The organism is Bacillus taeanensis (assembly GCF_003318295.1).
Taxonomy (GTDB): Bacteria; Bacillota; Bacilli; order Bacillales; family UBA6769; genus Maribacillus; species Maribacillus taeanensis.
The window spans coordinates 1-12996 of sequence record NZ_QOCW01000025.1 but is presented as its reverse complement, the minus strand read 5'-3'; the positions used below and the strand labels follow the sequence as shown (position 1 = coordinate 12996).

Below are 12996 nucleotides of genomic sequence, written 5' to 3'. Positions count from 1 at the left end.
TCCATCCTTTCCGTTATAAAACGATCTCTTTTTCTTTTAAATGAGCCCCAGCAATTCCTGGATGTGTCATTTCATAGCTATCTAAAATAATATTGAGTTCTTCATTTGAAAGTATATTGGATGCAAGACACAGTTCACGTACTGATTTCCCTGATGTGATTGCTTCACGTGCAAGTTGTGCTGATTGTTCATAGCCAATATGTGGATTGAGAGCCGTAATCACCCCAACACTTTTTTCAACGTTTTCTTTTAAAAGCTGTTCATTTGCCTCAATACCAGCTACACAGTAATCGGTAAAAACTTGGAAGCCGTTTGTCATCATATGAATCGATTGAAGCAGGTTAAAGACAAGAACAGGTTCCATAACATTGAGCTCAAACTGTCCTGCTTCAGAGGCGAGGCTTATAGTCTGGTCATTTCCCATCACATGAAAGGCAATTTGGTTAATGACTTCAGCCATAACAGGATTCACCTTTCCAGGCATAATCGATGAACCAGGTTGACGGGAAGGTAAGTGAATTTCATTAAGACCAGTACGGGGGCCAGATGCCATAAAGCGCAGATCATTTGAGATTTTCGACATGTTCACCATACTAATTTTTAAAGCCGATGATACTTCCGTGTAGGCGTCTGTATTTTGTGTGGCATCGACAAGGTGTTCCGCTCCTGTTAATGGCAGTCCGCTAAACTCTGAAAGATAACCGACGACAGCTTCAATATATTTTGGATCAGCGTTTAATCCGGTACCAACCGCAGTTGCCCCCATATTCACCTCATATAAATGCTCACGTGTACGTTCAATTCGTTTAATGTCGCGCAAAATCATGCGGTGGTAGCTCTCAAATTCTTGACCAAGTCGAATGGGTACGGCATCCTGTAGATGTGTCCGGCCCATTTTAATAATGTGATCAAAACTTCGTGCCTTTTCACTGAAGACAGATGCCATATAACGCATCACATCAAGGAGTTTCTTTAACATATTTAAGGCAGCCATATGAATCGTAGTTGGAAATACATCATTTGTAGACTGTGCCATATTGATGTGACTGTTTGGACTTAAATAAGCATAGTTACCCTTTTCTTTTCCTAAAAGTTCAAGAGCTCGATTTGCGATCACTTCATTGGCGTTCATATTTAGTGATGTTCCGGCACCACCTTGAATGGGATCCACGATAAACTGGTCGTGAAGCTTACCAGAAAGGATTTCATCGGCTGCTTCTATAATTGCATGACCAAAATAGGGTGAGAGATGTCCTGTCGCCATATTGGCTCGTGCAGCTGCTTTTTTTACGATTGCAATGGCATAAATAAGTGATTCATGAACACGATATCCGGTAATTGGGAAGTTTTCAACTGCGCGTAATGTTTGGATTCCATAGTAGGCATCGTAGGGTACTTCTTTTTCCCCTAAAAAGTCCTTTTCAATTCGGTATGGCGGTTTACCATTCATACAAATTCCTCCTCGTAATGAATAAAAGATTAATAGATTGCAAGTCTTCTGTTCTTTTGAATGCTTGAACTAGTAAACATATCATTACTTTCCATAAGTTGTTTAATTTCTTTTAAATTTTTTGTTTTTCCTAATGCAATCATTAATTTAGGGACAAGTGCTTCCGTATTAAAATCTTTTCCAAGGATAACCTTGTTTTCATCGAGCTTTTTTCCTGTTTCATATAGACTTAAATGAATGCCCTCTTCAAGACACTGTGTGGTAATTACGACAGCGATTCCTAATTCAATGAGCTTATTAATTTCAGCTGCAATATTTTTTTTCAAAAATGGTATACCACCACTTCCAAATGCTTCAATAATTACTCCATTATAATGGTTTTTAATATAATGGAAGATTATTGGATCTATACCAGGATAAAGTTTTAAAATAAAAATGTTTGAACAAAGCTCTGTATTTAGTTGAAGTGGTTTATTGTTTCGTTTTGGCTGTGTTCCCAAATAATGCACGCTATCGTCTTCAATAAAAGCAATATAAGGAGCGTTAATGCTTTCAAAGGCATCGTAGCTTTTGGTGCGCATTTTTACTGCGTTTTTCCCATTAATAATTCGACCATCAAAAACAACATAAACACCGCTCACATCTTCACAAGCCATTTTATAGGCTTGCAATAAATTTTTCCGTGCATCAGTTTTACTGTAATGAATTGGTACTTGTGAGCCTGTTAGAATAACGGGCTTACCAAGGTTAGTTATCATGTATGATAATGCTGCAGCAGTGTAGGCCATAGTATCCGTACCGTGTGTAATAATAAAACTGTCGTAAGCATCATAGTTTTTCTGAATCGCTTCCGCAAGTTGTATCCAATGTTCAGGCAGTATATTACTGCTGTCTAAGTTTAATAGTTGTTTGCTTTCAATCTTGAAGTTTTTATCAATTGGTAGATAGTTTATTAATTCTTCAGATGTTAGTTCAGGTGTTAAACCCTGACCCTTTTCAACAGAGACAATCGTTCCTCCGGTGGCAAGCAATAATATATTTTTCATTCTATCTCCTCCATACTTGTTCATATATGTATTAAAAGTATTGGATTGTTCCCTTACTACCAGCATAACGGACGCGCTTCATTCCATATAAAGCAACTAAAGATGTCTAACTAGTTAGGGGGTTAATCAGGTATGGCCTTTAATTGTTAATTAGCGTTTTCATGAATAGCTTGTTCCACAGCTTGTTCAGGTTTAGCCTGCCATATGAATTTTCCTGTAAACCCATAAATTAAGGCAATTGCGAGTGAAACAAAGCTTAACCACATAAATGGTACATATGATAGTGTTGCTACTCCGAGAATACCAGCCATGAAAATACCGTTATCAGACCAGGGGATCATTCCAGAAGTTAATGTTCCACCAACTTCGGTATTACGTGATAATACTCTGCGATCAATGTTTAATTTGTCATAGCTTGTTTCCATAATTTTAGGCGTTAAAATAAGTGATACATACATAGCGCAGCCGAAAACATTTGCTAAGAAAGCTACAAGTAAGGTGGAAAATGTAACATTACCTGCTGAATTTAATTTGTGCTCAAACTGTGCAACAATCACTTTTAATACACCTAATTTTTCTAATAATCCACCAAATCCAAGTCCGAAAATTATGACAACAATTGAACCAAGCATTCCTTGAATGCCACCGCGATTTAGAAGGTTATCAATAAATTCGATGCCAGATTGGATGAAAAAACCGTTATAGGCTGTGCTGATCGCATCAGCAAAGTTCATACCTTGGAAAAGTGAAGCCCATATTGCACCAAGCAGAGCACCTATCGCAATTGTCGGCATTGAAGGCTGTTTCATAACAAGAAGCAGAATAACAACGATTGCAGGAATCATCATCCAAATCTGAATGTCAAACTGTTCAAGAAGTGCTGTTTTAATAAATTCAACACGTTCTAAGTCAACATTTTTCCCACTGTAGAGAAATCCAGCACCTGTAAAGAGAATCCCGGTAATGATAAATGCCGGAACATCTAGATACAACATTGATTTTACGTGTGAAATGACATTTACTTTTGACATCGATGCAGCAAGAACCGTACTGTCGGATAATGGTGACAATTTATCACCAAAATAAGCACCAGAAAGAACTGCTCCAGCTACCATTGGAAGGGGAATACCGAGGCCTTCTCCAATTCCCATCATGGCAATTCCTGCTGTTCCAACTGTTCCCCAAGAAGTCCCGGTTGCTAAAGATGTAATGGAACAAATAATAAGTGTTGCTAACAAGAAAATGCTTGGATGAATAAATTCTAATCCATAGTAGATGAGCGTGGGTACAATACCGCCGGCGATCCAAGTTCCAATAAGAGCGCCAACCGCGGTTAAGATCAATACAGCTTCAAGTCCATTTGAAATTCCTCTCATAATTCCTTCTTGAAGTGTATGATAACGATAACCTAAACGCAGGCCGAGTAAAATTACAAGAAACCAAGAGATAAATAAAGCGAGCTGAATCGGTAAGTTAAAAAATGCTGTAAAGGAAAAGACAACTGCAAGAAATAATAACAATACAACAACTACTTCCGTTAGTGATGGTAACCGTACATTTTTCAATTCAAATCCCCCTTAAAATTAGTAAAGCGCTTTCAAATGAGTGAGTTTAGAAGGGTTTTTACGCTTAAATGATTCATTTTGTGCGCGATATGCGACATCTTGAATAATTTGTTCTCGTATAGCGACCCTTTAGGGTTATTATAACAACTATTTTCAAAAAAACAATAATTTATTTGCGCGTTTTGCGAATTTTATAAATTATATGTTTTCATTTCGCGTACGAAAAGTTATTTGGGATATAGCAATTTGTAATGAACAGGATGTAAATACATAAAATAACGTTTTATACAGAAAAATATTTTACGAACGACTTTTTGGTAGAATAAGAGAAAAAAAGAATCAAAGATAGAGCAAATATGACATATTAACCAGTTTTAGAATGTTAATTGAATGGTAGGGTTCAGAGCATTCACTTCTTGTAGAAAAATGAGGTTAAAATACGAGGCAGAGAAACACTTTCTGACGAAATTAATTTTTATTTTACGTATGATGTGATGTAGGTGAGAATCACTTAAATGCAGATAAGGGTGCCTTAAGACAGTCCTTTTTTGTAAAGAATGTATCACTTAGCAGCGAGGAAGTAAGTTCGACGTGGAATCCAAGTTTAAGTCTCAAGTATAAGGGCGACTATGTCTCTGCTCTCGCCTTAAGGCTCAGCAGTCGATGAATTTTCTTTATTTTTGTAAAAGCTGTCGTTTTGCACGAACAAATGCAATAAAATCAATAAGTTCATCTTCAGAAATTTTTTTGTTGTCTATGTTTATACTAATTGTCGAATGAGAGTTCTTATCTGTAAGTTCAATTTTCTTGTTTGATAAGGTAGGAGGATCTACTCTATCTAACAAGTAATCGGTTGATGTGCCGAATAAATCTGCAAGTTTAATTAATGATTCAAGTGATGGTTGGCGGTAACCGGATTCATAACCTGCATAAGTACTTTTAGCAATTCCTAAAAGATCTGCTGTTTTCTGAAGAGACCACTCTTTGTTCTTTCTTAATTGTGCGAGCTGTTCTAAAAACATTACAATATCTCCTTAACTATTCTCCTATTTATCGTTAATCTCCATGGACATGAGTGACCTTAAAAGAAAATTTCGACGGTACAAGGATGTGCTTTTGATAATTCGTCTCGTATTCTTTCACAGCTTTCTTTTCATTCATAAACGGATTAGACCCATCATAGACAACCATTATATCCGTTATTTTTTCATTGTTAGCTGTAATTTCCCAAATGAAACCAATTCGTTCTCCTAATTCTTCTTCAAAATAAGCAACAATTACTCTTACATTCTTTTTTGGGGAAGGAAATCCTTCTTTGGGATTCATCGTTGTAATGTCATTTATATGGGCAATTCATCGGAATCTTAATCGTGAAAGGAATTTTTAGGGAACGGCAGATGCTATTGTTACAGATAACTTCTAAAATCAAATTACATGATTCGTTTGGCTTCAAAATAGAGAACTTGAATAAATTTTTTCATATTAATTCGAGCAGATGAAGGAGGTACCGGTGATTCGCTAGTTAATTCATTCATCTTTTTGCGTACTGTTGTAAAATCAAAAAAGAGGGAAGCGTAATTTTCAAATTTTGGATTTGAAAAATCAGTAAGTCCAAGAGATGCTAAATGCTCTAATGACTAGTAAATAGCTCTTCGAACACGTTGTTTAGAAGCTTTTCTCTCTTTTATTAATTCTATCTCTGTCGCTGTTTTTCCATATTTCTTTTCTGCCAAATGATCAAAAGTTTCTTTAAGGGAAGGGAATCCGTTATCAAAGCTGTGTTCTTTCTCATAATTAAATAAAATATGTAATATATCTAACAAGTCTTTACTACCTTTTTCACCAGCGATACCTAATTCAGATAAAAGGAACCGTCCAGAAGTTACGATATTGTTCTCCTTAAATGAATTTTCCCTTTGAACACTTTGGGAATCAAAGTGAAGTACATTATTTAATGATTTGTGAATGTCTTGTAGCGATTTTTCTAAGCGAGTATGTTCGATAACTTTCCGTATAACGGCTAATACTTCGACTTTATTAATTGGTTTCGTAATATAATGATCAATTCCGAGCAAATAGGCTTCACCAATTAATTCTTTTGACTCCACTTGAGAAATCATAATAATTTTCCCTTTAAATGTTGGTTTTATATAACGAATGGTCTCAATTCCGTCTCGAATTGGCATTAATAGATCAATCAATAAAATATCTACTTGTTTCAAAGTCAGTGTTTCTCCATCTAACAGTGAACCATCTTCGGATTCTCCCACTACTTCTCCAAGGTCCCCATCTTCAATAATTTGAGCTAGCATAAAGCGAACTGCCATATCATCATCTGTTATATAAAAACGCATCCAATCATTCTTTCTCAATCAAATGATTAACCGGTAATCGAATAGTGGAAACTGATTCTATTCCCTTTGAACCGCTTTGGATAGTAACTTCTCCATTAAGCTTTTCAACCGTTTCTTGTACGTATGTTAGTCCTATACCTGTTACTGGTTCCAAGATGATCATATTTAGTCATGAACCCAGGTTTGGAAATTAACTCTATGTGCCTGTCTGAAATACTAGGTCTATCATCATAAATATAGATCTCTATCCATTCAATGCTGTTTGTCTGTACAAATTGTAATGATTCTTGCATCTTGAATGACTTCTACAGCATTTGTAACTAAATTATTGATACTAGAAAGAATCATGTAAATATGGTAAGAAGGATGAGAGCTTTTAATCGCGTATAAAAATTGAATATTTTATTTCTAATAAACAAGTATTTTTCTTATTTGTCTTTCTCTTTCTCTAGACTGTGCTTCATACAGTTTTAACATGTTGAATAAATTTACAACAATAAAGCTGTGAGAAAGGACGATAATGAACATTTCGTTCAATGCTTCTAATGTAATGGTTACTCCCAAAACAAAATATTGTATAAATAACTCAACAAAATCAAATAATCTTTCAATTATGATGCCGGTAAAGTTCTATTATCAAAAGACTTTTATGAAAACGATTAACTTTTGTCAAATAAAAAAGACAAGCGTAAGTGAAGGAAAAGAAAAACGTCGGATAGTGGGATTGAAAGGAAGTAATCCAGTCAAAACTCTTCTGATAATGATACTATAAACATCATTAGAATAACAATATAGATGTTTTTTTCATTAAAGGATTGGTGTTCAAGAATGTCACTTCCCAATTTTATATAAAAAACAGTATACATTTTCAGCTCTCCTAACGCAATGTCTCTTTACTTTATATATAAAAATAAATTTGTTAGAAAATAGTTAAGGTTTTTGTGTTTTTTCGTTATATTCTGTAGTTCGGATTATAAGATTAGGAATTCATTGTTAAACGACAAGAATAGGAATTCTTTTAAAAAGGATATATTTCAAGAGATTATAAATGGTGATCATCAACTTAATAGTTATTGTTTTGCTTGGCGGGATTGCTTTTGCAGCATTAAATGATTACATAAAGTAAAAGAAAGCAGGCAAAGACCTCGTCTTCTGCGTTTCTAACATTTTTGGTTTTAAAAATGTAGAATGTTGGGGGAGGGATGAAGAGCCATTTTTAAAAAAGAATGAACACGTACAGAGAAGTTTATAAAAGCCACAGCACTATAAATTGGATTCTAGGTTTAACCTGAAGATTCTAGATTGAAAAAATCATAGGTTTAATCTATAACCCGAATTATAGAAAAATGAAAAAGTCCATAATTCGGGTTTTTGTGTGTCCTAAAAAGTAGATTTATGTTTAAAATCGACAGATGAATTAGAAACTTACACCCCATCATCCTGAATGGTTAAATTTATGTTGTATTTAATCGGAACCTCACTAAATGTTTGGTCCCAATCTTTTTTGATTTCTCCCCATATTTTAGGATGTTCAATTCTCAATCGATTTCCGAAGCCGGCAACGTCTACTTCGTATTCCTTCTGCATTTTTTCTACTACATTCTCTACCAAACGTTTTACTTCTTTTTCGACGGCTTTTTCTGCGTTCTTTAGAATTTCATTTTCAAAAAGTTTTCCTGAAACTATCCAATTTTCAGATAGACGTCCCTCTGATTCGATGTTCACATCAAAGGAGATGTTGTTTCCATTAATACGGGGTTGAATAAAGCTTTTCATAGACGCTATTTCGTATACGATTGGCTGACCTGTCTCTTGACCAAAGGTTTCCACTATACCACCTTTACCGTTTCCGGTTATCCAAGTTAATCCTTCCAATTCCTCTTTACTAAAAAAACCAATTAGTTTTTTTGTTTTTCCTTTAATTATGGCAGCCCCCTCAAATTTCACTTCTCCATTTCTTGAGCTGATATTTTGTAAAAGAAAACTGGATTCTGATTGCATTATGCCTGTTAATTTAGCAAGCGACATAGGAGGCATAGTCTTTGTCGATTGTTGATTCTCTGAAATTTCGATCAAATGAAATGACGGAATAACCGACGTTTCATTTGATTCCAACGCCTTGCTTGCCTTTCCCTTGGCAATGAACACAAGACAGCTGTCTCTAGTGTCTCTATCCCGAATAAGCGGATCAAGCAGCTGTTGTAAGCTAACCTCTTTGATAAGGTCCTCTCCAATAACCATCAATTTTTGATGTTGACCGAACACAATTCCTTCTCTTCTTAAGGAAATCTCCTCACTCGCTGACTTGATAGAAAACTCCGTGTCCGAAACATTAATATAAGGTTTTTGTTGTGACTCTCCTCCTTGTTTACCTGTGCCCATTGCTTGTGGATTAACTAATTGCATGGTTAATGTTATGGGGGTGTTTTCTTGATATTCACCTTTATCTGTTAATTCTTCGCCTTTATCCAATGCTGTACCTACGACTAAGCTTAAACTTTCAATCTCTTTACTACTCCAGCATCCTGTTGTAAGAGATAAGAAAAAAAGAATTGACAGCAAAACCAAGAGGAATCGTACATTGTTAAGGATTTGCTTCATACTTTTTCTCCTTCAATCTCGACATAATAAGAAGAAGTAGGGGCATTAAACCAAATAAAAACAATGCTCCATAACCAATCATATCTCCCATTTTAAATAGATCATTTATATTTTTGGGAATCATGGAAACGATGTAAATCACAGGAAGTATGCCAAATATGAATGGATTAATGTCCTTTTTGAAGAGTTGAGCCAGTCCAAAAGTAACAGCATAGTAGGTGATGGTAAAGGTAGCAAATAGCTGCATAATCCATATCACAAGTAAAAAAGACTCAAACCTTTCAAATATTAGACCAGGGACTTCAAAACTTCGTATGAGATCAATTGTTGGCCATGTTTTCATTACCACTCCATCGATAGATAAAGCTCCGATAACCATCACGACTGTCATCACGTAAAAGATAAGGGGAATGGTAATTCCAACTAGAACGGCTTTTATGGCTTTGTTTGGCTGGTTCATGAATGCCAAAAGGAACAGCATGATTTCAGCACCTGTGTACGAAAGAGTCGTTGTCTTTATTCCCTTTAGTACCGGTATAACTCCCAACCCTAATACCGGGCGTAGATTATCCACCTCAAATATTTTGAGACTCATCAAGGCCACTAGAAAAAAAATAATGACCGTAATAGGGAATATCATTTCAAACAGACGTGCGATTGGATTGATACCGCCCATGATCAGATAGAGACCTATCCACATAAATGGCATGATGATGGCCCAAGTAGGAGTACCTTCTAGCAAAAACATCCTTGTTATTTCAGCTGTTGTGCGGATTTGGAACCCAGAAGTTATAATGAAATAACAGATAATGAATAGACTAAGAAAACTTCCCAACCATTTTCCTACAATTTTTTGGCTGTATTGATAAAAGGTTTTTTCAGGAAACCGTTGGCTTAATTTCACCATGATCACTCCTGCCATCATTGCGATCAGCCCGCCTAAAATAACGGCTATCCAGACATCTGGTGTTTTTACTTTTTCTACAGATGTTCGAGGCAGGGTGAGAATTCCCGTCCCAAGTATAAAATTGGTGATGATAACAGTTGTTTGGGAAGTTGTAATTCGTTCTTTTGGACTAGCCGTCATTAGTAGTCTACCTCCTTTCGTAGTGAGCTATCCTTTGCGTACGGGATCCTTCGTATGCAGCATCTTCGGACGTCGTTTCATGGTCTGGAGAGGCATACGAACCATAAAGTCTTTCCAGTCACTTAATCGATAAGGTATAGGTGGACTGACATAAGGTACGCCAAAACTCTTCAGTTTCACTAAATGACTAGAAAGAAAGAGGAAAAATAGAATAAGCCCGTACAATCCAAACACCGCAGCACAAAACATGGCCGCAAAGCGAAGGGTGCGAAGCGGAATACCCGCACTATATTGAGGAATGGCAAACGAGGAAATGGCAGTTACCGCCACTACGATTACCATAATTGGGCTCACAAGACCTGCTTGTACGGCAGCTTCCCCAATAATTAACCCACCGACAATCCCCATCGCAGGGCCAATCGGTTTGGGCAGGCGCAGCCCGGCTTCTCGTAAAATTTCGATGGATATTTCCATAAACAGTGCTTCTATAAGCGAAGGAAATGGAACGCCTTCCCGCGTTCCTATGATGGAAATGGCTAGTTTAGTTGGAATTAATCCCGGGTGAAACGAGACAAAGGCAATATACAATGCAGGTCCCAGTAACGAAATAATAGCTGCTCCATAGCGCAACAGGCGGATGAGCGTGCCAGGGATCCAACGTTCATAATAATCTTCGGGAGATTGCAGCATCATGCTAAATGTAACCGGAACGATCAAGGCAAACGGCGTCCCATCCAATAAGATTGCGACTCGGCCTTCCATTACAGCGCTGATAACGCGGTCAGGTCGCTCCGTACTCTGTACTTGTGGAAAAGGACTGAGATAATTATCTTCGATGAGTTGCTCTATATAGCCTGATTCTGGTATATTATCAATATTAATTTTATTAATTCTTTTCTTAACCTCTTCGACCAAATCAGGATTAGCAATCTCTTTGACATAGGCGATGACGAGCTCTTTTTTTGCACGTTTTCCTACTTGAAAATTGATGATTGACAAGTTGTGATTTTGACCTTGTTGTCGCAAAAGGGCGGTATTATCGCTTAAAGTTTCCGTAAAACCTATTCGTGGACCTCTCACTAATGCTTCTGAAACAGGCTCTTCAATATTGCGCGATTTCCCTTTTGCTGTACCAAGAATTAGCACATTTGGTGATCCATCAATCAACAGTGCTGTCGAACCTGTCAATACTTTTGACACCACATTTTTTAAGTCATGTACTTCTGTTAAATCACTAATGGATAGGACATGATTTTTAATAAACTGTTTTGAAATGGTACCTTTCACAGATAGTTCCTGTTTATATTCATTAGAAAAAGCTAACATCAGTGACTTCATAATATGTTTGTCAATGAGCTCTTTATCTGACAGTCCGTCAACAAAAATGATTGTCGCTTGAATATTTGTACATCCTATGTTAAATTCCCGAAAGCGTACATCTGAGTTATGGCCGATTTCTTGCTTAATAAGTTCTAGGTCCAAGGGAAAATTACCCGTAAAGTGATCTGTTGAATCTTGAGACGGCTCATATTTTTGTTTTGTGCTCTTTTGACTTTGTCTGTTCTTTGATTTCCACCCTCTCATTTTCTTCTCTCTCCCTCTGATGTACAGATCCAATTAAAAAGCTTCGAGATCATATATGGAATGAAACATACCATAAAAGCTTGAATATAAACTTCCCAATCTGGAAGATAAGAAACGATCGTTTTCCACATTTTCTTCACCCTGTCTACACACCCCTACTAAAAATAGGAGAAAAATTCTATAAAAATGTTGTTATTTATGTTTAAATAAAAAATTTATAAATTGTTTAAAGATGGAATGATTAACATCCGTTCCATTCGATGTTGGACATTATAAGATTCAGGTTCTTGTCCAAAGTTTCGATTACCAATCGTAATTTCATTTCTTAAATGTCATTATCACCTTATATTCCGAAATTTAAAACAACATGTTTGCAGTGTTTTATCAAGGGTCACGAGGCAGCAGTCATACAGTGGGAGCTAAAATTCAATTGGAATACGATTTAATAAGTGGACAATCTCTATATGTTCACACAGGACAGGGAAAAGAGAATGATAAAGCTTTTGGTTCTACTTCTTTAGAATCCTTAGAAGAAAGGAGTTGTACATACGGGATTTGGGTTATTTTGGTTTAGATGATTTATATACAATGGACGCGAAAGCAGCAAGAATTGATCGAAACGAGTCTGAAACGACAGTTCTCACTGGCGGGGGATAAGCGGCGATATGGAGGAAAAGGTGGTGTGGAAATTGGAGAAGCCTTGGACACCCGATGAAGAAATCTCATCAAGGAGGCCGTCCCTATAACCGTGGGCGAGAAATGGGACTGGCAGGTGTCAAGGGGACAGAATGGATCGTAGTACTGGAGAGCCGTGTGCAGCAAAACACGTGGGGAGGGAAGGATCCGAGCATTTAAACATGTCGTATGACAAAAGGAGATAAGGGTGCCATGACCAAAACACACATCCACTTGCAGGAACTAAGGAAGCGAATCTATCCACGTGCGAAGAAAAACGTTATTGCCAATCATCCTTTCTCAACCAAATGATCAATCGGTAATCGAATAGTAAAAACTGATCCGGTTCCCTCTGAGCCCCTTTGGATAGTAACTTCTCCATTAAGCTTTTCAACTGTTTCTTTTACGTATGTTAGTCCTATACCTGTCGATGGTTTACCAAGATGATCATATTTAGTCGTGAATCCAGGTTTGAAAATTAATTCTCTGTACTTGTCCGAAATACCAGGTCCGTCATCATAAATATAGAATTCTACCCATTCATGCTGTTTATCTATACAAATTGTAATGGTTCCCGTATCTTGAATGGCTTCTACAGCATTTGCAACTAAATTATTGATAATAGAAAGAATCG

10 protein-coding genes and 2 pseudogenes are annotated in these 12996 nt (G+C 36.6%); 1 reads left to right on the top strand and 11 read right to left on the bottom strand.

Annotated features, from left to right (window positions below; all coding sequences use genetic code 11):
* Positions 1-13: 13 nt before the first annotated feature.
* The 10 genes and pseudogenes from aspA to DS031_RS18415 all read right to left on the bottom strand — a co-directional run bounded on the left by aspA (position 14) and on the right by DS031_RS18415 (position 11687).
* The gene (gene aspA / locus DS031_RS18455) at positions 14-1450 is read right to left on the bottom strand and encodes an aspartate ammonia-lyase (protein WP_113807537.1); all 1437 of its coding nucleotides are present in this window, start codon (positions 1448-1450) and stop codon (positions 14-16) included.
* Between the two features lie 29 nt (positions 1451-1479).
* The gene (locus DS031_RS18450) at positions 1480-2496 is read right to left on the bottom strand and encodes an asparaginase (protein ID WP_113807536.1); all 1017 of its coding nucleotides are present in this window, start codon (positions 2494-2496) and stop codon (positions 1480-1482) included.
* A 146-nt stretch (positions 2497-2642) separates the two neighbouring features.
* Complete coding sequence (gene nhaC / locus DS031_RS18445) at positions 2643-4061, bottom strand: Na+/H+ antiporter NhaC (RefSeq protein WP_113807535.1); 1419 nt, start codon at positions 4059-4061, stop codon at positions 2643-2645.
* Positions 4062-4735: 674 nt separating this feature from the next.
* On the bottom strand, positions 4736-5083 hold the full coding sequence (locus DS031_RS18440) for a helix-turn-helix domain-containing protein (protein WP_113807534.1): 348 nt from the start codon (positions 5081-5083) through the stop codon (positions 4736-4738).
* 34 nt (positions 5084-5117) lie between these two features.
* Positions 5118-5387, bottom strand: a complete 270-nt coding sequence (locus tag DS031_RS18435) for a hypothetical protein (protein WP_113807533.1) — start codon at positions 5385-5387, stop codon at positions 5118-5120.
* A gap of 104 nt (positions 5388-5491) precedes the next feature.
* Positions 5492-6415: pseudogene (locus DS031_RS18430) on the bottom strand (response regulator).
* A gap of 4 nt (positions 6416-6419) precedes the next feature.
* Positions 6420-6578, bottom strand: coding sequence for a hypothetical protein (locus tag DS031_RS23855; RefSeq protein ID WP_181833236.1), 159 nt, complete (start codon positions 6576-6578; stop codon positions 6420-6422).
* A gap of 1262 nt (positions 6579-7840) precedes the next feature.
* Positions 7841-9016, bottom strand: coding sequence for a Ger(x)C family spore germination protein (locus tag DS031_RS18425; RefSeq protein ID WP_113807532.1), 1176 nt, complete (start codon positions 9014-9016; stop codon positions 7841-7843).
* The gene (locus DS031_RS18420; protein WP_113807531.1) at positions 9000-10103 is read right to left on the bottom strand and encodes a spore germination protein; all 1104 of its coding nucleotides are present in this window, start codon (positions 10101-10103) and stop codon (positions 9000-9002) included. Before DS031_RS18420 ends, DS031_RS18425 begins: the two co-directional genes overlap by 17 nt.
* 27 nt (positions 10104-10130) lie before the next feature.
* Positions 10131-11687, bottom strand: coding sequence for a spore germination protein (locus tag DS031_RS18415; protein ID WP_113807530.1), 1557 nt, complete (start codon positions 11685-11687; stop codon positions 10131-10133).
* A 370-nt stretch (positions 11688-12057) separates the two neighbouring features.
* On the opposite strand from DS031_RS18415, the pseudogene DS031_RS24285 reads away from it, so the two are divergent.
* Positions 12058-12293 (top strand): annotated as a pseudogene (locus DS031_RS24285) (transposase); the annotation flags it as partial.
* A 359-nt stretch (positions 12294-12652) separates the two neighbouring features.
* On the opposite strand, the gene DS031_RS18410 reads toward DS031_RS24285, so the two are convergent.
* Positions 12653-12996, bottom strand: a 344-nt coding sequence (locus DS031_RS18410) for a sensor histidine kinase (protein ID WP_142675798.1), incomplete at its 5' end; no start/stop codon positions are given.